This window comes from Streptomyces sp. NPDC030183 (assembly GCF_055573455.1).
Genome location: NZ_JBVIBK010000015.1, coordinates 38,703 through 59,298, shown reverse-complemented (window position 1 = coordinate 59,298; position 20,596 = coordinate 38,703). Strand labels below are relative to the sequence as shown.

The window sequence follows — 20,596 nt, the reverse complement described above, 5'->3', positions numbered from 1 at the left end:
GGGTGTGTCGGCGAGGGGTGCGTGCCGAGGGCGCGCGCGGTGGGAGCGCACGCCGGTGGCCGGTGCCGGGCGGGGCGGGCGGCCCCGCGGACCCGCGCGAACGGTGCCCCGGCGGCGCGGACAGGGGTGCCACGCGCCGCCGGGCAAGCCGACCATCAGGCGGCAGTTGTCAGCCGCGTCGACAAGAGGACATCAGCCGGTGGACCGCAGGGTGCGTGCCAGGACCCGCGCCGCCCGTTCCACGTCGGCGAAGCCCACGTACAGGGGGGTGAAGCCGAAGCGGAGGACGTCGGGGTGGCGGAAGTCGCCCACGACGCCCTGCTCGATGAGGCGCTTCATGACGTCACCGGCGTCGTCACAGCGGAGGGCGACCTGGCTGCCGCGCTCGCCGTGGGCGACCGGGGTGAGGCACTCGACGCGGCCCTCGGGAACGTACGCCGCCACGCAGCGCAGCAAGAAGTCCGTCAACGCGAGGGACTTGGCCCGAACCGCCTCGATCGTCACCCCGCCGTCCCACACGTCAAGCGCCGCCTCCAGCGCCAGCATCGACAGGATGTCCGGCGTGCCGACACGGCCCCGCAGGGCGCCGCCCGCCGGCTCGTACGACGGGCGCATGCCGAAGGGGTCCGTGTGGGAGTTCCAGCCGGGGAGGGGGGAGTCGAAGCGCGGCTGGAGTGCGCGGCGTACGTAGAGGTACGCCGGTGAACCCGGGCCGCCGTTCAGGTACTTGTACGTGCAGCCGACCGCGAGGTCGACCCCGTGTTCGTCGAGGCCGACCGGGAGGGCGCCCGCGCTGTGGCACAGGTCCCAGACGGCGTACGCGCCCGCGTCGTGGATCGCCGCCGTCAGGGACGGCAGGTCATGGAGGCGGCCGGTGCGGTAGTCGACGTGGTTGAGGAGCACCGCGGCCGTACGGGGGCCGAGGGCGTCCCGTACCTCCGCCGGGGCCACCGGGCGCAGCGTGCGGCCGGTCATCCGGGCGGCCGACTCGGCTATGTAGCCGTCCGTGGGGAAGGTCGTCGCGTCGACCAGGATCTCGTCCCGGACCGGCCGCCCACCGCCCTCGTCCCCGCCCTCGTCCCCGCTCGCGCCTACGCCCCTTCGCGCGTCCTCGTCGGCCATCCGGACCGCCGCGACCAGTGCCTTGAAGACGTTGACGCTCGTGGAGTCGCCCACCACGATCTGGCCGGGTGCCGCGCCCACCAGCGGGGCGATACGGTCGCCGATCCGCTCGGGCGCCGTCCACCAGCCGCTCTCGTCCCAGGAGCGGATGCGCAGGGAGCCCCACTGGCGGCGTACGACGTCGTCCACCCGGTCGGGCACGGCGGCCGGCAGCGCGCCGAGGGAGTTGCCGTCGAGGTACACGGCGTCGTCGAGGACGAAGCGGTCGCGGAGACCGACCAGTTCGTCGGCCTCGTCCAGCTTCCGCGCCTCAAGGGCCAGGTCGGAGTACTCGTTCCCGCCGCTCTCGACGTTCTCGACGTTCTCGCTGAACCCGGTGAACCCGGTGAACCCGGTGGACTCGGTGGACTCGTTGGACTCGGTGAGGTCAGACATGGGAGCGCGCCGTCCACAACTCGGGGAAGACGTTCTTCCGGGCCCGCTTCTCCAGCCAGGCGACACCGGCCGAGCCGCCCGTGCCGGCCTTGGCTCCCATGGCGCGCCGCGTGGCGACGAGGTGGTCGTTGCGCCAGCGCCAGACCAGTTCGGCCACGTCGGTCAGGGCCTCGCCGAGGCGCGCGAGTTCGTGGTCCGGGTCGCCGGAGTACAGCTCGGTCCACACCTCCTCGACCTCGGGGGACGGCTCGTAGCGCTGGGAGACGTCGCGCCGGAGGACGGACTCGGGGATCGCGTATCCGCGGCGGGCCAGGAGCCGCAGGACCTCGTCGTAGAGGCTCGGCTCGTGCAGCGCCTTCTCCAACTCCGCGTGGACGCGGGGCGCTCCGCGGTGCGGTACGAGCATGGACGCGGACTTCTCGCCGAGCAGGAACTCCATGCGGCGGTACATCGCCGACTGGAAGCCGGAGCCCTCGCCGAGGGCGGCGCGGTACGAGTTGAACTGGGCCGGCGTGAGCTGGCCGAGGGGCTTCCAGGAGGCGTTCAGGGCCTCCAGCTCGCGCACGGAACGCTTCAGCGCGTCCCGAGCGGTCGGGACGTCGTCGCCGCGCAGCGCGGCGGTGGCCGTCTCCCACTCGTGCACGATGACGGTGAACCACAGCTCCATGACCTGGGTCGTCACCAGGAAGACCATCTCTCCGGGGTCGTCGGAGAGGGGGTGCTGGAGATGGGTGAGGACGTCCGCCTGGACGTAGTCCTCGTACGGGGTGGTTCCCTGGAAGTCGAGATGCGGGGTCTCGGGCTCCGAAGCCTCGACGGGCTGAGCCTGCTGGGACATCGCTGTCTCCTGTTGTGTACTCCGGGTAGCGGTCCGCCCCTGCCGTTACCGACACGGGGGCCCCGGTCCCCACCCGCATAGTCGGGGATGCGCCCCAGACATCGCAAGGTCCGCCTGATCACATCCAGGCGGACCTGCGAGAACACGCCCTGAGGACGTCGGCCGTACGGGTCAGCTCAGGGTCTGGGCCGCCGTCGGGGACGAGTCCTTCAGGAACTGGGTGCAGCGCTCGTACTCCTCCTGCTCGCCGATCGAGCCGGCGGCGCGGGCGAGTGCGTGCAGGGCGCGGAGGAAGCCGCGGTTCGGCTCGTGCTCCCAGGGGACCGGGCCGTGACCCTTCCAGCCGTTGCGGCGCAGGGCGTCCAGACCGCGGTGGTAGCCCGTACGGGCGTAGGCGTACGACTCCACGACACTGCCCCGCTCGAACGCGTCGTCGGCGAGCTGGGCCCAGGCGAGGGAGGAGGTGGGGTACTTCGCGGCGACGTCGGCCGGCGGCGTGCCGTTCGCGAGGAGTTCGCGGGGCTCCGGGTCGTCGGGGAGGTGCGTCGGGGGCGGGCCCCCGAGGAGGTTCTCGTGAATCGTCATGGGTTCCAGTCTGGCCCATGAGGAGAGGCGTGGTGGCCGGGTGGGGCGACGATCCCGGACGTACGACGTGACGGCCGACCAGGGGCGGGCCTGCCGGGCCTACGACGGGACGGCCGACCAGGGCAGGCCTGCCGGGCCTACGACGGGACGGCCGACCGGAGCGGCCCTCTGGACCTACGGGGGGCCCGGCCCGCCCGGTTCGCCCTCCAGGGGCGGGGCCGTCACCGAGGCGTGGGTGCGGCATTCCGGGTGGTGGCAGTCGGGGGGCGGGCGGCGGACCGTGGTGAAGGCGAGGGCCGCGGCGGCGAGAAGCGCGGCCGCGCAGACCGGCATGGCGGTGGTGAACGCGTCGTCGAACTGCGCGGGGTCCCGGTACGCCTCCGGCCCCATCCCCGCGATCAGCGGCAGCGCGGCCACGGCGATGAGGCCGGCGGCGCGGGCGGCGGCGTTGTTGATGCCGCTGGCGAGACCCGCGTGCTCGGTGGACACGGAGGCGAGGACCGTGGCGGTCAGCGGCGCCACGAGCGTGACCATGCCCAGTCCCAGGACCAGGAGCGCGGGCAGGACGTCCGTCGTGTACGAGGCGTCGGGGCCCACCCGCAGCATCAGCAGGACCCCCGCCGCGCACAGCACGGGGCCGACGGTGAGGGGGACACGCGGGCCGATGCGCTCGCCGACGGCGCCGGCCCGGGAGGAGAGCAGCAGCATCAGGACGGTGATGGGGAGCAGGGCCGTACCGGCGGCGAGGGCCGAGTACCCGGAGACCACCTGGAGCTGGAGGGCGGCGAGGAAGAAGAACCCGCTGAACGCCGCGTACACGAACAGGGTGACGACGTTGACCGCCGTGAACTGGCGGGACGCGAAGATCTCCGGCGGCATCATCGGGTCGGCGCGACGGCGCTCGACGCGGACGAAGGCCACTCCCGTCGCGACGCCCGCCACGGCCGAGACGACGACCGGGACCGAGCCCGTCGCGGCCTCGATCAGCGCGTAGGTGACGAACGCCAGGGACAGGGCGCCCAGGGCCGCGCCGAGGACGTCGAAGCCCCGGCCGTGGGCGCGGCCGTCGCCGGACTCCGGTACGTGGCGGACGGCGATCGGGACGCAGAGGAGGGCGAGGGGCACGTTCAGGAGGAAGACCCAGCGCCAGCCGGGGCCGTCGACGAGCCAGCCGCCCAGGAAGGGTCCGACGGCCGCGCCGATACCGCCGAAGCCGGACCACAGGCCCACCGCCCGCGCCCGGTCGTCCGGGTGGAAGGACGCCTGGATGAGGGCGAGGGAGCCGGGGGTGAGGAGGGCGCCGCCGACGCCCTGGAGGGCACGGGCGGCGATCAGTACGGCCGCGTCGGGGGCGACGCCGCAGAGCAGGGACGCGGCGGCGAACCACACCACGCCCACGACGAAGATCCTGCGGCGGCCGAAGCGGTCGCCCAGGGCGCCGCCGAGGAGGATCAGACCGGCCAGGGTGAGCATGTACGCGTTGACGGTCCACTGGAGGGCGGCGAGGTCCGCGTCCAGGTCGCGCCCCATCCGGGGAAGGGCGACGTTGACGACCGTCGAGTCCACCATGGCCATGCTCGACCCGAGGACCGTGGCGAGGAGGATCCACTTGCCCTGTGCGGAGGCGAGCCGTACGTCGGCCATGCAGGGATCATCCCGCGCGGGCACCGTTCGAGCCAGGGGACGGCGGCACGCGGCCCACACCCGAGACGGGCCGGGCGAGCGGACGAGCGGACGAGCGGACGAGCGAGAGTGACGACGGCAGAAGCGACCCCCGCGGCCGAGGCGGGGCCGGACACCCGGCCGGGCACGCGGGGCGGACACGCGGGCCGGACACGCGGGCCGGACACGCGGGGCGGGCACGCGGGCCGGACACGCGGCCGGAAACGGCGGCTGCCCGCAGCCTTGTGGGCTGCGGGCAGTCGCGCTGCGACCGTCGGACGACGGGTTACTTGATCTTCGTACCGGCCGAGCGGAGGTTGTTGCACGCCTCGACGACACGGGCGGCCATGCCGGCCTCCGCGAGCTTGCCCCAGGTGCGGGGGTCGTAGGTCTTCTTGTTGCCGACCTCGCCGTCGACCTTCAGGACGCCGTCGTAGTTCTGGAACATGTGCGCGGCGACCGGACGCGTGAAGGCGTACTGCGTGTCGGTGTCGATGTTCATCTTCACGACGCCGTTCTCCAGGGCCGTGCGGATCTCGTCCTCCGTGGAGCCGGAGCCGCCGTGGAAGACGAAGTCGAACGGGGACTCCTTGCCGAAGCGGGCGGCGACGCCCTCGTTCAGCTCCTTCAGGAGGTCCGGGCGCAGGACGACGTTGCCCGGCTTGTAGACGCCGTGCACGTTGCCGAAGGACGCGGCCAGCAGGTAGCGGCCCTTCTCGCCCAGGCCGAGGGCCTCGGCGGTGCGGATCGCGTCGTCGACCGTCGTGTAGAGGGAGTCGTTGATCTCGTGGGTGACGCCGTCCTCCTCACCGCCGGTCGGGGTGATCTCGACCTCGAGGATGATCTTCGCGGCGGCGGCGCGGGCGAGGAGCTCCTGGGCGATCTCCAGGTTGTCCGAGAGGGTCTCGGCGGAGCCGTCCCACATGTGGGACTGGAAGAGGGGGTTCTCGCCGCGGGCGACCCGCTCCTCCGACACCGCCAGCAGCGGACGTACGTAACCGTCCAGCTTGTCCTTCGGGCAGTGGTCCGTGTGCAGCGCGACCGTGATGTCGTACTTCTTGGCGACGATGTGGGCGAACTCGGCCAGGGCGACGGCGCCGGTGACCATGTCCTTGTTGTGCTGGCCGCCCAGGAACTCGGCACCGCCGGTCGAGATCTGGATGATGCCGTCGCTCTCCGCCTCCGCGAAGCCGCGCAGCGCGGCGTGCAAGGTCTGGGACGAGGTCACGTTGATGGCCGGGTAGGCGAACTTTCCTGCCTTCGCCCGGTCGAGCATCTCGTTGTAGACCTCGGGGGTTGCGATGGGCATGGTCCGCTCCTTGTATGTGCGGGTGGCGTTGTGCTTACGAGCCCTGACCTAGGGTTGCGACATCATCGTCGGCCCCATCTTTCCAGACTTGACCGGATGCTCCGGCCAGGGTGTCCGAAACTGTGCGGTAACCCCTGACCTTGGTGTTTATACGACGGACACGACGGACCGGTCTCAACGAACCGGTCTCGACGGACCGGTCGCAACGGACCCGGTCTCAGTCGAGACCCAGCTCGTCCTTCGAGAACGCGAACCGGTAGGGGACCCCGGCGCCCTGCTCGATCTTCTCGGCAGCGCCGGTCGCGCGGTCCACGATGGTGGCGACGGCGACGACCTCGGCCCCGGCCTCCCGGACGGCCTCGACGGCGGTCAGGGGGGAGCCGCCGGTGGTGGAGGTGTCCTCGACGACGAGGACGCGGCGGCCCGCGATGTCCGGCCCCTCGACCCGGCGCTGCAGCCCGTGCGCCTTGGCGGCCTTGCGGACCACGAACGCGTCGAGGCTGCGGCCGCGCGCGGCGGCGGCGTGCAGCATCGCGGCGGCCACCGGGTCGGCGCCCATGGTGAGACCGCCGACCGCGTCGAAGTCGAGGTCGGCGGTCAGGTCGAGCAGCACCTGTCCGACCAGCGGGGCCGCCTCGCCGTCGAGGGTGACGCGGCGCAGGTCGACGTAGTAGTCCGCCTCCAGGCCCGACGACAGGGTCACCTTGCCGTGCACCACGGCCTTGTCCTTGATCTGCTGCAGCAGCGAGCCGCGTACGTCCACGTCAGTCATGGCAGCCAGCTTAAGGGGGCCCTTCCGCCCGCCCTCACAGCCGCCGCCAGCTCCAGGTCGTGGTCGCCTCCAGCGGCTCGATGGGGGTGACCAGCCGGGGGTGGGTGTTGAGGCCGTTGGGCGGGCCGGTCTGCGGTTCGACGCACACGGCCTCCGCCTGCTCGTCGTAGACGACGACCCACTCCTCCCGCGAGGCCACCTTCAGCTCCAGCCGACCGGGCCAGGTGAGGGTGACGTCGACGCCGTCGGGCATGCCGAAGCAGTCGTCCCAGGGGCCGGGCCTCGGCTCGATCCGGTTGCCGGTGGGGAGGTGGTCGGCGCCGCGCTCCTCCTGCCAGGCGGGCGCGAAGTCGAGCCGTACGTCCTCACCGCCGTCGCCAAGGCTCCGGTTGAACCACGGGTGCCAGCCGATCTGGGCCGGGAAGGACGACTCGTACGTCTCCACGGACATGGTGAGGGTGAGGGCGTCCGGGGTGAGGGTGAACACCTGGGTGACGCGGCCGGGGTACGGCCACGGGTCGACGAGGTCGTAGGTGAGGACCGCCTCGGCGTCGCCGCGGCTCGCGACCCGCCAGGGGCTCTCGCGTGTGGTGCCGTGGATGGCGTGGGGCGGGGCGTTGAGGGGCATCTGCTGGACGGCGCCGCCGCTGAGGAAGCGGCCGTCGCGGATCCGGCCGCACCAGGGGACCATGGGGAAGCAGCCGAAACGGTCGCCCTGGCGCAGGAGTTCGAGCCCGTCGATCCGTAGGCTCGCCACGCGTCCGCCGTTGGACGGGGCAACAACCGCCTGCGCGTCGGCCGCGGCCAACGTGATCTCTTCACTACTCACGTTGTCGAACCCTACTGGGGGACGCCGCGCGGGGCCCCCGCCGACATGGCGGCGCGGGCCAAGAGGCGGGGAGGGCTTGGGATTTGACATGTAGCCGACGCCGGGGAGGAACGGGTCCGCGGCAGGTGCGACGGGGGCTGGGCGGAACTCTCGGCGGAACAGGGACGGGAAACGGGGCACTTGGCCGGCACGGGGCACGGAAGCCGGGGCCCTGGAGGGAAGAAGCCGGGCAAGCGCGGGGTTGAGGAAGCGGGGCCGGAGGCGTGGGCCCCGGAGGCGCGAGGGCCCGGCAGCACGGTCCTCGGAGGCTCAGGGCCTCAGCGGTGCGTTGACGCGGAGGCGCGGGGGTCGGAACTCCCCGCTTCGCGTGGGCGTCTTACCCGGTGAGGCTCGATGTTCGTGGTACGCGACGAGAGGCGGGTTGCCATGCAGGCGGACGGCACGACCAGGATCGAGACCACGCTGGCGGACGGGCGGCGCATGACGCTGTCGCTGCCGCCGACGGACGCGGGATGGGCCGCCGAGGGCATCCGCGGGCTGCGCCCGGTCCCGCCCACGCACACGGGCCGCGGCGAGGAGCCGCCCGCCCTGCCCGAGCGCCCGGTGCTCCCGCTGGAGATAGCCCTGCTCGGTCTGGGCGCGTAGGCCGGGACACGACCTGGGCGGAGCGCCGCCTCAGCGGCGTCTGCGCAGGGCTCGGGCCACGACGACGGCGGAGGCCACGGCGAGGGCCGCGGCGGGGGCCGCCCAGCGGAGGGCGGCCGTGCCGACGGAGACGGTCTCCGGAGCGGGTACGGGAGCGTAGCGGCCCCGTGGGGGCGCGTGGTCGACCTCTTCCGCGCTGCGGCCGATCATCGTCCGCCGGGCGTGCGCGGCCTCGGCCGGCGGCTCGCCCCCGGCCACGAAGTCGTCCTCGGCGAACGGATCCAGCGAGGGCGGCGGCACCTCGGCGTCGAACACGGACGCCGGCGGCACCTCCCCGATACCGGCGCCGACGTCGTCCTCGTCCTCGTCATCACCCCCGCCGTCGTCACCCAGACGACCCGCGGCACCGTCACCGGCACGGCCCTCGACGCCGTCACCCGCAGGGTCTTCGGCGCTGTCGCCCGCAGGGGCCTCGGCACTGTCACCCCCACCGCTCTCGGCGTCACCGCCCGCACGGCCCTCGACACTGTCGCCCGCACCGCGCCCGGCGGCGTCACGCGCGCCAACGCCCGCGTCGTCCAGTACGTTCCCGCTTTCGTGGTCGCCGACGGACTCCGGTTCCACGGTGTTCGCGGCCTCGGGGGCGGGTTCCTTCTCCCCCGGCTCGGCGGCGGGTTCTCCCCCCGTTCGCTCGGCGGCGGCCTTGTCCTTCGCCGACGGTTCCTGCCCGGCGCGGGTCGCTTCCTCGGGCTTCGTTCCCCGGCCGCCGTTCCGCTTCTGCTTCGGGTTCTGCTTCGTGGCGGCCGGTTGCTCTTCCTCGCCCGCCGCCTTTCCCAGGTTTTCCGCGAAGCGGGTCAGGAGGCGGCCCGTCGCCGTGGTCACCGCGTCGGCGGGGAGTTCGGTGACGCGGCCGTCGGCGGTGGCCGTACCGGTGAAGCGGAGCGTCGTGCCCTCGGGGGCGGACGTGAGGCGGACGGTCAGGGCGAGCCGTACCGTCCCGCTGCCGCGCACCTCCGTGGCGTCGCCCTCGACCACGTACGAGCCGTCGTCGGCGCCGGACACCCGCAGGGCACCGCGATACGTGATGGTGTGGCCGGCGGCGCGCACCTTGAGGCGTCCGGCGACGGGCGGCGTGCCCGCGTCGTGCTGGAGCCCGGGGACCGCTCGGGCCACCCGCTCGGGGTCGGACAGCGCCTCCCGGAGGCGGTCCACATGAACCGGAACGAACACCTCATGCTCCATGGCAGGGGAGCCTACCCACGAGTCGCCGGACCGCACCCGCACATACGCGTGATTGCTCGCGTTCCGCCCCCGGCGGCCGTACCGGGGCTGCCCGGCGCCGCACCTGTGGTACGGGGCCGGTCCCGCCGGGTTCAGCGGGCGTACCGCGGATGCACCAGCGTCGACGGGGGCAGCCCCTCGACGCGGGCGGCGTCCCCGAGGGGGGTGCCCGTGCCGCCGAGGTCCATCGCACGGCCCGCGCCCGCCGTGTCGCGCGTGGCGATGACGAACCCCCAGTCGTGCGGGACGCGGGCGGTGTGGGCCGTACGGTCGGGGCGGGTGACGAAACCGGGGGCGCGGGCGGCCACCCGGTAGGGCGTGGTGTGCAGACCGGCGGCGCGCAGGGTGGCGTCGACCGTCCAGAAGACGTCGCGGCGGGACGCCACGGGGCCCGCGTGCACGACGAGCCGCCCGTCGTCGGCGAGGACCTGGCGGACCAGACCGTAGAACTCCTGCGAGTACAGCTTGGCGCTGTCCGTGATGCCGGGGTCGGGGAGGTCGGCGATCACGACGTCGTACGGGGCGGCCGGGTGGGTGCCCCGGAGCCAGGTGAAGGAGTCGGCGGTGACGACGTGGACGCGTGCGTCGTCGTAGGCGTGGCCGTTGAGGGCGGAGAGCGCGGGGTCCGTGCGGGCGAGGCGCAGTACGCCCGGGTCGAGTTCGACGACGTCCACCCGGCGTACGCCGTCGTGGCGGAGGACCTCGCGGGCGGCGAGGCCGTCGCCGCCGCCGAGGACGAGGACGCGGGCGTGCGGTCCGGCGCCGATCGCGGGATTGACCAGGGCCCGGTGGTAGCGGTGCTCGTCGCGGCCGCTGATGCGCAGGCGGCCGTCGAGGAACAGCGAGAGGGGCCGGCCGTGGCTGCCGCCGGTGAGGACGATCTCCTGGACGCCGGTCTGCACGGCGACGCGGACGTCCTTGCCGTACACCTCGCGGCGGGCGGCGCGTTCGAAGTCGTCGACGTGGACGGCGACCGAGGCGAGGAGGGCGAGGACGGCGGCGTTGGCGGCCAGCAGCAGCCAGCGGGCACGGCGGCTCAGGTCGTGGCGGAACAGCCCGAGGACGAGGGCGCCGCCGACCAGGGCGTTGACCGTGCCGGTGAGCAGGGCGCCGGTCAACTGGCCCAGCCAGGGCAGCAGGAGGAAGGGGAAGGCGAGGCCGCCGACCAGCGCGCCGACGTAGTCCGCGGCGAACAGGTCGGCGACGGCGCCGCCCGCGTCCTGGCGGCGGATGCGCTGGATCAGCTCCATCAGGAGCGGGACCTCGGCGCCGATGAGCAGGCCGATGGCCAGGGAGAAGGCGACGAGCAGATAGCGGGAGCCGGCGGCCCAGACGCCGCCCCAGTCGCCGGTCCACGCGAACGCGGCGTACAGCGCGAGGGCGCTGGAGCCGCCGACGAGGGCGAGGGCGGCCTCGATGGCGCCGAAACCGAAGGCCGCGCGGGGGCGGAGGCGTTTGGCCGCGAGGGAACCGATGCCCATGGCGAAGACCATCACGGAGAGGACGACGGACGCCTGGGTGACGGAGTCGCCGATGAGGTACGAGGCGAGGGCGACGAGTTCGAGTTCGTACACGAGTCCGCAGGCCGCGCAGACGAAGACGCAGGCGAGCACGAGGAAGCGGCCGACACCGGGGCGCACGGGCAGCCGGGCGGCTCCGCCAGGTCCGCCAGGTCCGCCGGGTCCCCCGGGTCCGCCGGGCGGGTCGGGGGTGCCGGGTCCGCCAGGGGTGCCGGGTCCGCCGTCATGCCTCTCGGCGGTGCCGTCATGCCTCTCGGCGGTGGCCTGGTGCTCGGTGTGGCCGCCGTCGTGGCCGTCGCCGGGGCCGCTGCCGGGGGCTCCTCGGTCGCGCCATGCGGGTGGGGCGCCAAGGGGTGCGGGGGCGTGCGGCTCGATCACTCCTGGCACGCTACCGTCACGTGTGCGCGGGGCTGGGTCACCCACAAGGGTGGTCTGTGGGTGGGGCGCCGGGTGCCTCATGGCTCGGGGGTGCGTGTTTCGTCGGCGGGTGCGGGTGGTTCGTGGTGTCGCGCGCGGTTCCCCGCGCCCCTGAGGCTCGGGCCTGCGGCCCGGCCTTCCGGGGGCTGGCGCCGTGGAAAAGCACAGGGCGCGGGCCCCGGTCGCTTTTCAGGGGCGCGGAAAACCGCGCGAACAACCCCCCACTCACCCGCACCCGCCAAAAAGCACCCGCACCCCCCGAGCCATCAGGCGCCCGGCCCCTCAGAGCGGTACCGACACCCGCACCCCGACTCTCGTTCTCGTCGCGACCAACTGCCCGTCCTGCGGATACGCGTGCCACGTACGCCAGTGCACCTGGCCCTCGTAGCGCTGCGCCAGCATCGCCGTGAAGGCGTGGGGGCTGCCGGGGAAGACCCCGGCGAGACCGTGCGGGTGGTCGGAGACGAGGGCGAGGAGTTCCTGGGCGCGGCCGGCGAAGGAGCCGGGCGACAACACCTCGACGCGGGCGGCGAATTCGTACTCCCAGTCGTCCACCCTCTTGGCCACCCCGAGCGGGAGGGGCGTGCTGGAACCCGGGATGCAGGCGACCGTCTCCGAACAGTGACTGCCCCTCTCCTCCTCCAGGAGCACCTGGTGGGACGCACCGAGAAGCCGCAACTGGAGCTTCGCGCCCGCGAGTTCGAGATCAAGCGTGGCGAGCGCGGGCAGCGGTTCGCGGCCCAGGGCCCACGCCAGGTCGGCCGCGCGTGTGTCGGTGTAGGTCGTGTTCAGGGTCGTGAGCATGGGTCGGCTCCGCTAGCACGCAAAGAGGAGAAGAGGGGTGGTCCGGCGCACCCCACTTCGGCACCGGGGGACGCGGGCCGGTCAGCCAGGTCGGGTGGGGACGACGTCCCAGCGGTCCGGTCAGCCAGGACAGGCCTGCCGGGAGGGACGTCCGGGGGCTGCGTTGGCGATTTATAGGGAATCATGAACTGTGGCGCCACCACAGCGTTTTTACCCAATCTGACGTGCTTTCCATCCCCCCGAGGGCTGCACAGCTCAACTGTTCAACCAGGCGTGCGCCCCTGCCATCGAAGTGCTACTCGCGCGCCCGTCCCGCCGGGCGCGCGAACGGCGGGGAGCGCCCACCGGGCAACCGGACCCTCCCGGCGTACCCAGGCGTGCACCTGGGGCACGCGGTCCGCGGGAGCGGGAACTCCCGGCGGACACACGAGCGCCCGCCGGGAGTTCGATCCCGGCGGGCGCTCGTGTCGTGGAGCTCGGCTGCCCCGTGTCAGCTGCCTCCACCGCATCCGCCCCCGCCGCCGCAGGAGGACCCGCACGACGAACTGCTGCCGCACGACGACGAACTACTGCCACACGACGACGAGCCGCTGCCGCAGGACGAACCGCCGCCCCCGGACGAGGAGTGCCTGTCGTCGCTCGACGAGGACGAGCCGCTGTCGCCGACGGCGGCGGCACCGCCGAGCACCCACCAGCTCTGGTCGCTGCCGTGGTGAGTGTCGCTGTGGCTGCTGCCGCGGCGGGCGCTCCCGCCGCCGTAGCCGCCCGTACGGTGGCCACCCATGCGCATCGCCCTGGCGTTGCTCCTCTTGACTGCCACGAAGACCGTCGCCAGCACCGCGAAGACGACCCCCAGGATGATGGCCACGAGCACGATCGCGTTCATGGCGCCACCCCCCTTCTCTTTCTTCAGTCCCCCGAAGCGACCCCCCATGGGTGCTTCGCCTTGGTCCAACCGCGCGGCCGCCGAGCCCCCCGGCTCAGCTGCCGCCACCGCATCCGCCACCGCCGCCGCAGGACGACCCGCCCCCGCAGGACGACCCGCCCCCGCAGGACGAGCCGAGGCCGGCCGAGTTGCCGCTGTCGGCCCACCAACTGCCCCGGCGGCGGCCGTAGGCACCGGCCCGTACCGCTCCCCGGGAGCTCACGATCACGGCGAACACCACGATCAGCGCGATACAGACGATCCCCACCACGATGCCTATCCCCATGACATCGTCCCCCTTTCCGTTTGTCCCCCGATGTTCCCCGCGGTCCCCGTGGTCCCTGTGGTCCCCGAGGCCGCCCGGGCGGGCGGTCCTTGTGGTCCCCGAGACGGCCGCGTGGGCGTCTCGTCGTCCAGCGTGACGCTGGGATGCCCGCGCGTGCAGGCGTTCCGAGCGGAGTTGAGCAAGTCCAGAGGTACGCGGTCAGTCGCCGCCCCCGCCACCGCCGCAGCCCCCACCGCCGCAGGAGGAGCCGCCTCCGCAGGAGGAGCCGCTCCCGGACGACCCGCCGTCCGCCCACCAGCTGCGGCGGCGCCGGCCGCGCCGTGAGCCCCCGCCGAGCGACGACAGGACGCCGAGCAGCACGACCGCCCCGACGACGAGGAAGAAGAAGATCTCCATCTCCGTCACCAGCCTTTCTTTCCCCCGTGCAGACCCCCGTGGGCCGTGCGTGACCTGGGGATGCCCGCCCGCCCGACGGCCCAAAGCAGAGTTGAGGAACTCCAGAGGTTCGGCGCAGGATGACGGCCATGACCTCCAGCGCACGCCCCGCAGACCCCGACGGCACCGCTGTCCGGCCCCCGCTCAACCGGCGGCTCGCCGAGTTCGGGACAACGATCTTCGCGGAGATGTCCGGCCTCGCCCTGCGGACCGGCTCGATCAACCTGGGGCAAGGTTTCCCGGACACCGATGGCCCCGAGGAGATCCGCGAGGCCGCCGTACGGGCGCTGCGGGACGGGCGCGGCAACCAGTACCCGCCGGGCCCCGGCGTCCCGGAGCTGCGCGCCGCGATCACCGCGCACCAGCTGCGGCGGTACGGGCTGGCGTTCGACCCGGACACGGAGGTGCTGGTCACGGCGGGCGCCACGGAAGCCATCGCGGCGGCCATGCTGGGGCTGCTGGAGCCCGGTGACGAGGTGGTCGCCCTGGAGCCGTACTACGACTCGTACGCGGCCAGCATCGCGATGGCAGGCGGGCGGCGGGTCCCCGTGACGCTGCGCCCGCGGGAGGAGCCGGGCGGCACGGCCGACGGCCGGCGCTTCCGGCTGGACCTCGACGAGCTGCGGGCCGCCGTCACCGACCGGACCCGGCTGCTGCTGATCAACACCCCGCACAACCCGACCGGCACGGTCCTCACCCGTGCGGAGCTGACGGCGATCGCGGAGCTGGCCGTCGAGCGGGATCTGCTGGTCGTGACGGACGAGGTGTACGAGCACCTGGTCTTCGACGACGCCGAGCATCTGCCGCTGGCGTCCTTCCCGGGGATGCGGGAGCGGACGGTCACCATCGGGTCGGCGGGCAAGACCTTCTCCTTCACCGGGTGGAAGGTGGGCTGGGTGACCGCCACCCCCGCGCTGGTCACGGCCGTGCGCTCGGCGAAGCAGTACCTGACGTACGTGGCGTCGGGGCCGTTCCAGTACGCCGTCGCCGAGGCGCTCGCGCTGCCGGACTCCTACTTCGAGGGGTTCCGGGCGGACATGCGCGCCAAGCGGGACGTCCTGGCGGCGGGGCTCGCGGACGCCGGGTTCGGCGTGTTCCGGACGGCGGGCACGTACTTCATCACCACCGACATCCGCCCCCTCGGCGAGAGCGACGGCATCGCCTTCTGCCGGGCCCTGCCGGAACGGGCGGGAGTCGTCGCCATCCCCAACGCGGTCTTCTACGACCACCGCGATGCGGGCGCGCCGTTCGTACGGTTCGCGTTCTGCAAGCGCGCGGAGGTGCTGGCGGAGGCGGCGCAGCGGCTGAAGGCGTCGTTCTGACCAGGCGGAAAGACTCGACAGAGACGAGGCGTAAGGCTCGACGGTGACGGCGCCGAAAGGCCGGGAGGGACACAGAACGAGGGGAAACGGCGGAATCGGCGCCCACGCGGGCGTGTAGCGCTGGCATATCGGGTGAACGGCGCACATCGTTCCCGTGTGACCCATGCCAGCACCCTCGTGTCACCCGCCCGGGAGACGGCCGACGGGGCCGGTGGGCCCCGGGACCGCGTCCGGTCCGTGCCGTCGCGTCCCCCCGCGTGGCTGATGGCCCTCGGTCTCTTCCTCGGGGCCCGGCTCGCCGGGACCGCTGTGGTCGTCGCCGTCGCCAGCGCCGTCGGGAAGGAGCCCCTCGCGCTGCTCGGGCGGTCCTGGGACTCGGTGTGGTACCTGGGGATCGCGGCGGACGGCTACGGGCGGGTCGTGCACTACCCGTCGCTGGTCGCCAGCGACCTGGCCTTCTTCCCGCTGTACCCGGCGCTGGTGCGGGCCCTCACCGAGGTGGCGCCGCTGAGCTGGGGCGCGGCGGGGCTGCTGGTGTCCTGGGCGGCCGCCGCGGTGGCCGCCTGCGGGATGTACGCGGTGGGGGCCCGGCTGCACGGTCCCGCCGCCGGGATCGCCCTCGTCCTGCTGTGGGGGCTGCTCCCCCACTCCGTGGTGCTGTCGATGGCGTACACCGAGCCGCTGCTCACCGCGTGCGCGGCCTGGGCGCTGTACGCGGTGCTCACCGGGCGCTGGGTGTGGGCGGGGACCCTGGCGGCCCTGGCGGGGCTGTCCCGGCCGAACGGGCTGGCGGTGGCCGCCGCGGTCGTCGTGGCGGCGGTGTACGAGATGACGCGCGGGCGGGAGCGGGCACTTTCCCCCAGGCTGTGGACGGCGGTCGCCCTCGCGCCGATCGGGTGGTGCGGCTTCGTGCTGTGGGTGGGGGTCCGCGAGGGTGATCCGCTCGGCGGGTACTTCGCCGTGCAGCGGCGGTGGAGCTCGCGCTTCGACTTCGGCGTGGGCGCCCTGCGGTTCGTACGGCATCTGCTGCTGCACCACGACCGCTTCGTGTTCACGACGACGACGCTGATCGCGGCGGCGGCGCTGCTGCTGTTCGCGCTGCTGCTCCTGGACCGCCCGCCGCTGCCGCTGCCGGCGTACGCCGCCGTCCTGCTGGTGATCGCGCTCGGCGGCGACGGCTTCTTCGCGTCGAAGCCGCGCTTCCTGCTGCCGGCGTTCCCGCTGCTGCTCCCCCTGGCGCTCGCGCTCGCCCGTACGGCGAGAGCCCGGCCCTGGCACGCCACCGTGGTGGTCGCCGCCCTGGCCGGGCTCTCCTATGTCTACGGGGCGTACCTGGTGGTGATCAACCGGGTGCCGCTCTAGAGGATCTGGCCCTGGGGGAAGGACTACTCGTCGTCGCTCTCGGGCTTCTCGGACTCCTCGATGTCCTCGGCGAGGCCGAGCTGCTCGACGAGCCACTTGTCGAACTCGATGGCGGCGCGGACCCAGCTGACGGTCGAGGAGACGAAGTGCTCCAGGCTGACGCCGGTGCCGATGAGAAGCTGGGCCTCACCGATGAGGCGGACCGTGCCGTCGTCGTGGGTGTGGCTGTAGACCTTGGGCCACAGGGTGCGGCGGTTCCAGTCGTCGATGGTCTCCAGCAGGGCCTGCTTCTCGGTGATCTGGTGCGGACGGTCGTAGAACGTGCGCACCGAGAAGACCTGCTGGTCGCCCTCGCCGCGGAACATGAAGTAGGTGCGGAACTCCTCCCACGGCGCCGCGAGGTCACCCTCGTCGTCGACGACGTACTTGAGCTCCATCTGGTCGAGGAGCTGCTTCACGAGGTCCTGATCCGGCACCACGGGGCCCGGCGGGGGGCCGGGCTGCGGCTCGGGCTGGCCCCCGAAGTTCGGAATCGAGGACGGGTCGATGGACATACTTGGACACTCCAACTGTCGTCTGGCTCGTCCGGCCGTCGCTGAGACCAGACGTCACGACCCACCCTCTCTCCCTTGCCCCCCACCGGGCAACCTGCCTCATCGGGCAGTCGTGAACTACAGGGTCTTTCCGGTCGCCGGACCCACGATCAGCCCATCGCCGAAGGCGTCGACGCGGACCGTGTCGCCGTCCTTGACCTCGCCGGCGAGGATCTCCTTGGCGAGGCGGTCGCCGATCGCGGTCTGGACGAGGCGGCGCAGCGGGCGGGCGCCGTACGCCGGGTCGTTGCCCTCGTCGGCGAGCCAGGCGAGGGCCTCGGGGGTGACCTCCAGGGTGAGGCGGCGCTCGGCGAGCCGCTTGGCCAGGCGGTCGATCTGGAGGCCCGCGATCCTCTCCAGCTCGGCCTTGTGCAGGGCGGAGAAGACCACGAGGTCGTCGAGGCGGTTGAGGAACTCCGGCTTGAAGGAGGCCCGGACCACCTCCAGGACCTGCTCCTTCTTCTCCGTCTCGGTGGTGAGCGGGTCGACCAGGAACTGGCTGCCCAGGTTGGAGGTGAGGATCAGGATGGTGTTGCGGAAGTCGACCGTCCGGCCCTGTCCGTCGGTGAGGCGGCCGTCGTCCAGCACCTGCAGCAGGATGTCGAAGACCTCCGGGTGGGCCTTCTCCACCTCGTCCAGCAGGACCACGCTGTACGGGCGGCGGCGGACGGCCTCGGTGAGCTGGCCGCCCTCCTCGTAGCCGACGTAGCCGGGCGGGGCGCCGACCAGGCGGGCCACGCTGTGCTTCTCGCTGTACTCCGACATGTCGATGCGGACCATGGCCCGCTCGTCGTCGAAGAGGAAGTCTGCGAGCGCCTTCGCCAGCTCGGTCTTGCCGACGCCGGTCGGGCCGAGGAAGAGGAACGAGCCGGTCGGGCGGTCCGGGTCGGCGATGCCCGCGCGGGAGCGCCGTACGGCGTCGGACACGGCGCGGACGGCCTCGGTCTGGCCGATGAGGCGGCGGCCCAGCTCCTCCTCCATGCGGAGCAGCTTCTGGGTCTCGCCCTCCAGGAGACGTCCGGCGGGGATGCCGGTCCAGGAGGCGACGACGTCGGCGATGTCGTCGGCGCCGACCTCGTCCTTGACCATGGTGTCCTTGGCGACCTCCTCCTCCGCCTCGGAGGCGGCCTCCAGGGCCTTCTCCAGGGTGGGGATCTCGCCGTAGAGGAGCTTGGAGGCGGTGTCGAAGTCGCCGTCGCGCTGGGCCCGCTCCGCCTGGCCGCGCAGGTCGTCGAGCTTCTCCTTCAGCTCACCGACGCGGTTGAGGGACTGCTTCTCCTTCTCCCAGCGGGCGTTCAGGCCGCGCAGCTCCTCCTCCTTGTCGGCGAGGTCCCGGCGGAGCCGTTCGAGGCGCTCGCGGGAGGCGGCGTCGGTCTCCTTGTCGAGGGCCAGCTCCTCCATCTTCAGCCGGTCGACGGCACGCTGGAGCTCGTCGATCTCGACGGGCGAGGAGTCGATCTCCATGCGCAGCCGGGAGGCCGACTCGTCGACGAGGTCGATGGCCTTGTCGGGCAGGAAGCGGGAGGTGATGTACCGGTCGGAGAGGGTCGCGGCGGCGACCAGGGCCGCGTCGGCGATCTGGACCTTGTGATGGGCCTCGTAGCGGCCCTTGAGTCCGCGCAGGATCGCGATGGTGTCCTCGACGGTGGGCTCGGAGACGAGGACCTGCTGGAAGCGGCGCTCCAGCGCCGGGTCCTTCTCGATGCGCTCGCGGTACTCGTCGAGGGTGGTGGCGCCGACCATGCGCAGCTCGCCACGGGCCAGCATCGGCTTCAGCATGTTGCCGGCGTCCATCGCGGAGTCGCCCCCGGCACCCGCGCCGACGACGGTGTGCAGCTCGTCGATGAAGGTGATGATCTGCCCGTCGGAGTCCTTGATCTCGGCGAGGACGGTCTTCAGGCGCTCCTCGAACTCGCCCCGGTACTTGGCGCCCGCGACCATCGCGCCGAGGTCGAGCGCGACGAGCCGCTTGTCCTTCAGGGACTCGGGCACGTCGCCCTTGACGATGCGCTGGGCGAGGCCCTCGACGACGGCGGTCTTGCCGACGCCTGGCTCGCCGATGAGGACCGGGTTGTTCTTGGTGCGGCGGGACAGGACCTGGACGACCCGGCGGATCTCCTGGTCCCGGCCGATGACGGGGTCGAGCTTGCCGTCGCGCGCGGCGGCGGTGAAGTCCGTACCGAACTTCTCCAGGGCCTTGTACTGCCCCTCCGGATCGGCTGTGGTCACCCGGCGTCCTCCCCTGGCCTTCTGGAACGCCTCCAGAAGCTTCTCGGCGTTCGCACCCTGCCGGGAGAGTACGTCCCCGGCCTGGCCGCCCTTCGCGGCGATCCCGATCAGGAGGTGCTCGGTGGACACGTACTCGTCGCCCAGGTCCTTGGCCCGGGACTGGGCGTCGGCGACCACGGCGAGCAGCTCACGGTTGGGCTGGGGCGGCGACACGGTGGACCCGGTCACGCTGGGCAGGCCCGCGAGGACCTTCTCCGTGCCGGCGCGGACGGCCGCCTGGTCGGCGTCGACGGCGGCGAGCAGGTCGGTGATGTTCTCGTTGTCCTGGCCCTGGAGCAGAGCCAGCAGCAGGTGGGCAGGGGTGAAGTCCGGGTGCCCCTCGGACACGGCCCGGTTGCTGGCCGCGTTGATCGCGTCCCGGCTCCTGTTGGTCAGCTCGGCGTCCACGTTCGCGTTCTCCTCCTTGTGTCAGCCCGCATCCACGCTGACTTGAGCAACGTACACAAAGTTGAGTCTATTCCACTCAAGGCGTCACCGGGAGGCGACTCGTAAGGTTGCGGGCCATGGCGAAGTACTCCGTGGACCCGGGTGCCCCCGACGAGCCGTATCTGCGCTTCTGGCGGGAGCGGCACGTGTGCACCCTGACGACCCTCCGCCCGGACGGCACACCGCATGTGGTGCCCGTCGGGGTGACCTACGACCCCGCGGCGCGACTGGCCCGGGTGATCACCGGCAGGGAGAGCAAGAAGGCGCGGAACGTGCTGGCCGCGGGCCCGGACGGGGCCCTGGCGGCGGTCTGCCAGCTGGAGGGCCGGCGCTGGGCCACACTGGAGGGGCGGGCCTTCGTCCGCACGGACCCCGAGCGGGTCGCGGACGCGGTGCGGCGGTACGCGGAGCGGTACGGCAGGACACCGCGGCCCAACCCGGACCGGGTGGTCATCGAGATCGAGCTGACGGCGGCACTGGGCCACGGGTGATCAGTCGCCCCGGCGGCGAATGATCAGTCGCCCCGGCGATGGCTGATCAGTCGCCAGGCGACGGTTGATCAGTCGCCCAGGGCGACGGTTGATCAGTTCCAGCCACGACGGTCGTAACGGCGAAAGCGGCGGGAATCCTGAAATGTCCCTGTAAACCTGCAGCGGGGGGGGGGGGGGTGGGGGGGGGGGGGGGGGAGGGGGGGGGGGGGGGGAGGGGGGGGGGGGGGGGAGAGGGGGGGGGAGGCAGT

Annotated in this window: 19 protein-coding genes; 4 read left to right on the top strand and 15 right to left on the bottom strand. The window is 72.8% G+C overall.

What is annotated here, in order from left to right; all coding sequences use genetic code 11:
• Positions 1–192 precede the first annotated feature (192 nt).
• The 7 genes from kynU to ACZ4Z2_RS19350 all read right to left on the bottom strand — a co-directional run bounded on the left by kynU (position 193) and on the right by ACZ4Z2_RS19350 (position 7,552).
• Positions 193–1,557 carry a kynureninase gene (kynU, locus tag ACZ4Z2_RS19380; RefSeq protein WP_468077556.1) on the bottom strand — a complete coding sequence of 455 codons (1,365 nt, stop codon included), beginning with the start codon at positions 1,555–1,557 and terminating at the stop codon, positions 193–195.
• Positions 1,550–2,395, bottom strand: a complete 846-nt coding sequence (locus ACZ4Z2_RS19375) for a tryptophan 2,3-dioxygenase family protein (protein WP_468077554.1) — start codon at positions 2,393–2,395, stop codon at positions 1,550–1,552. Before ACZ4Z2_RS19375 ends, kynU begins: the two co-directional genes overlap by 8 nt.
• A 171-nt stretch (positions 2,396–2,566) precedes the next feature.
• On the bottom strand, positions 2,567–2,980 hold the full coding sequence (locus ACZ4Z2_RS19370; RefSeq protein ID WP_468077552.1) for a DUF3151 domain-containing protein: 414 nt from the start codon (positions 2,978–2,980) through the stop codon (positions 2,567–2,569).
• 174 nt (positions 2,981–3,154) lie between these two features.
• Positions 3,155–4,624 (bottom strand): MFS transporter, encoded by a 1,470-nt coding sequence (locus ACZ4Z2_RS19365; RefSeq protein ID WP_468077550.1) that lies wholly within the window; start codon positions 4,622–4,624, stop codon positions 3,155–3,157.
• Positions 4,625–4,928: 304 nt separating this feature from the next.
• Complete coding sequence (gene fbaA, locus ACZ4Z2_RS19360; protein ID WP_468077548.1) at positions 4,929–5,951, bottom strand: class II fructose-bisphosphate aldolase; 1,023 nt, start codon at positions 5,949–5,951, stop codon at positions 4,929–4,931.
• A gap of 217 nt (positions 5,952–6,168) precedes the next feature.
• Positions 6,169–6,723: an orotate phosphoribosyltransferase gene (gene pyrE, locus ACZ4Z2_RS19355; RefSeq protein WP_468077546.1), complete on the bottom strand. Its 555-nt coding sequence runs from the start codon at positions 6,721–6,723 to the stop codon at positions 6,169–6,171.
• 34 nt (positions 6,724–6,757) lie between these two features.
• The gene (locus tag ACZ4Z2_RS19350) at positions 6,758–7,552 is read right to left on the bottom strand and encodes an aldose epimerase family protein (RefSeq protein ID WP_468077544.1); all 795 of its coding nucleotides are present in this window, start codon (positions 7,550–7,552) and stop codon (positions 6,758–6,760) included.
• Positions 7,553–7,978: 426 nt separating this feature from the next.
• On the opposite strand from ACZ4Z2_RS19350, the gene ACZ4Z2_RS19345 reads away from it, so the two are divergent.
• Entirely contained in the window at positions 7,979–8,197 is a 219-nt protein-coding gene (locus ACZ4Z2_RS19345; protein ID WP_468077542.1) for a hypothetical protein, read from the top strand.
• 30 nt (positions 8,198–8,227) lie between these two features.
• Here ACZ4Z2_RS19345 and ACZ4Z2_RS19340 read toward each other — a convergent pair whose 3' ends face one another.
• The 6 genes from ACZ4Z2_RS19340 to ACZ4Z2_RS19315 form a co-directional block, all read right to left on the bottom strand.
• The gene (locus ACZ4Z2_RS19340) at positions 8,228–9,439 is read right to left on the bottom strand and encodes an SRPBCC domain-containing protein (protein WP_468077540.1); all 1,212 of its coding nucleotides are present in this window, start codon (positions 9,437–9,439) and stop codon (positions 8,228–8,230) included.
• 131 nt (positions 9,440–9,570) lie between these two features.
• Positions 9,571–11,118: a polyamine aminopropyltransferase gene (locus ACZ4Z2_RS19335; RefSeq protein ID WP_468077789.1), complete on the bottom strand. Its 1,548-nt coding sequence runs from the start codon at positions 11,116–11,118 to the stop codon at positions 9,571–9,573.
• A gap of 579 nt (positions 11,119–11,697) precedes the next feature.
• A complete protein-coding gene (locus tag ACZ4Z2_RS19330) occupies positions 11,698–12,219 on the bottom strand; it encodes a DUF2617 family protein (protein ID WP_359702161.1) in 522 nt (173 codons plus the stop codon).
• Positions 12,220–12,709: 490 nt separating this feature from the next.
• The gene (locus ACZ4Z2_RS19325; protein WP_468077538.1) at positions 12,710–13,105 is read right to left on the bottom strand and encodes a hypothetical protein; all 396 of its coding nucleotides are present in this window, start codon (positions 13,103–13,105) and stop codon (positions 12,710–12,712) included.
• A gap of 94 nt (positions 13,106–13,199) precedes the next feature.
• The gene (locus ACZ4Z2_RS19320; RefSeq protein ID WP_468077536.1) at positions 13,200–13,430 is read right to left on the bottom strand and encodes a hypothetical protein; all 231 of its coding nucleotides are present in this window, start codon (positions 13,428–13,430) and stop codon (positions 13,200–13,202) included.
• A gap of 198 nt (positions 13,431–13,628) precedes the next feature.
• Entirely contained in the window at positions 13,629–13,835 is a 207-nt protein-coding gene (locus ACZ4Z2_RS19315; RefSeq protein ID WP_468077534.1) for a hypothetical protein, read from the bottom strand.
• 110 nt (positions 13,836–13,945) lie between these two features.
• On the opposite strand from ACZ4Z2_RS19315, the gene ACZ4Z2_RS19310 reads away from it, so the two are divergent.
• Positions 13,946–15,187 carry a pyridoxal phosphate-dependent aminotransferase gene (locus tag ACZ4Z2_RS19310; protein WP_468077533.1) on the top strand — a complete coding sequence of 414 codons (1,242 nt, stop codon included), beginning with the start codon at positions 13,946–13,948 and terminating at the stop codon, positions 15,185–15,187.
• A gap of 156 nt (positions 15,188–15,343) precedes the next feature.
• Positions 15,344–16,549 carry a hypothetical protein gene (locus ACZ4Z2_RS19305; RefSeq protein ID WP_468077531.1) on the top strand — a complete coding sequence of 402 codons (1,206 nt, stop codon included), beginning with the start codon at positions 15,344–15,346 and terminating at the stop codon, positions 16,547–16,549.
• Positions 16,550–16,572: 23 nt separating this feature from the next.
• Here the strand turns inward: ACZ4Z2_RS19305 and ACZ4Z2_RS19300 are convergent, their stop codons facing one another.
• Together ACZ4Z2_RS19300 and clpB are read right to left on the bottom strand one after the other, a co-directional pair.
• Positions 16,573–17,103, bottom strand: a complete 531-nt coding sequence (locus tag ACZ4Z2_RS19300) for a YbjN domain-containing protein (protein ID WP_468077529.1) — start codon at positions 17,101–17,103, stop codon at positions 16,573–16,575.
• A 117-nt stretch (positions 17,104–17,220) separates the two neighbouring features.
• Positions 17,221–19,818, bottom strand: coding sequence for an ATP-dependent chaperone ClpB (gene clpB, locus ACZ4Z2_RS19295; RefSeq protein ID WP_468077527.1), 2,598 nt, complete (start codon positions 19,816–19,818; stop codon positions 17,221–17,223).
• A gap of 116 nt (positions 19,819–19,934) precedes the next feature.
• Between clpB and ACZ4Z2_RS19290 the strand changes: the two genes are divergently transcribed.
• Entirely contained in the window at positions 19,935–20,348 is a 414-nt protein-coding gene (locus tag ACZ4Z2_RS19290) for a pyridoxamine 5'-phosphate oxidase family protein (protein WP_468077525.1), read from the top strand.
• Positions 20,349–20,596: the final 248 nt, after the last annotated feature.

What these genes read in the sequence shown, in the direction of transcription:
- ACZ4Z2_RS19290 (WP_468077525.1), top strand. Translation starts at nt 19,935, where the DNA reads ATGGCGAAGTACTCCGTGGACCCGGGTGCCCCCGACGAGCCGTATCTG.
- ACZ4Z2_RS19325 (WP_468077538.1), bottom strand. Translation starts at nt 13,105, where the DNA reads ATGAACGCGATCGTGCTCGTGGCCATCATCCTGGGGGTCGTCTTCGCG.
- ACZ4Z2_RS19340 (WP_468077540.1), bottom strand. Translation starts at nt 9,439, where the DNA reads ATGGAGCATGAGGTGTTCGTTCCGGTTCATGTGGACCGCCTCCGGGAG.
- ACZ4Z2_RS19300 (WP_468077529.1), bottom strand. Translation starts at nt 17,103, where the DNA reads ATGTCCATCGACCCGTCCTCGATTCCGAACTTCGGGGGCCAGCCCGAG.
- ACZ4Z2_RS19330 (WP_359702161.1), bottom strand. Translation starts at nt 12,219, where the DNA reads ATGCTCACGACCCTGAACACGACCTACACCGACACACGCGCGGCCGAC.
- ACZ4Z2_RS19375 (WP_468077554.1), bottom strand. Translation starts at nt 2,395, where the DNA reads ATGTCCCAGCAGGCTCAGCCCGTCGAGGCTTCGGAGCCCGAGACCCCG.
- fbaA (WP_468077548.1), bottom strand. Translation starts at nt 5,951, where the DNA reads ATGCCCATCGCAACCCCCGAGGTCTACAACGAGATGCTCGACCGGGCG.
- ACZ4Z2_RS19365 (WP_468077550.1), bottom strand. Translation starts at nt 4,624, where the DNA reads ATGGCCGACGTACGGCTCGCCTCCGCACAGGGCAAGTGGATCCTCCTC.
- kynU (WP_468077556.1), bottom strand. Translation starts at nt 1,557, where the DNA reads ATGTCTGACCTCACCGAGTCCAACGAGTCCACCGAGTCCACCGGGTTC.
- ACZ4Z2_RS19310 (WP_468077533.1), top strand. Translation starts at nt 13,946, where the DNA reads ATGACGGCCATGACCTCCAGCGCACGCCCCGCAGACCCCGACGGCACC.
- pyrE (WP_468077546.1), bottom strand. Translation starts at nt 6,723, where the DNA reads ATGACTGACGTGGACGTACGCGGCTCGCTGCTGCAGCAGATCAAGGAC.
- ACZ4Z2_RS19345 (WP_468077542.1), top strand. Translation starts at nt 7,979, where the DNA reads ATGCAGGCGGACGGCACGACCAGGATCGAGACCACGCTGGCGGACGGG.
- ACZ4Z2_RS19370 (WP_468077552.1), bottom strand. Translation starts at nt 2,980, where the DNA reads ATGACGATTCACGAGAACCTCCTCGGGGGCCCGCCCCCGACGCACCTC.
- ACZ4Z2_RS19320 (WP_468077536.1), bottom strand. Translation starts at nt 13,430, where the DNA reads ATGGGGATAGGCATCGTGGTGGGGATCGTCTGTATCGCGCTGATCGTG.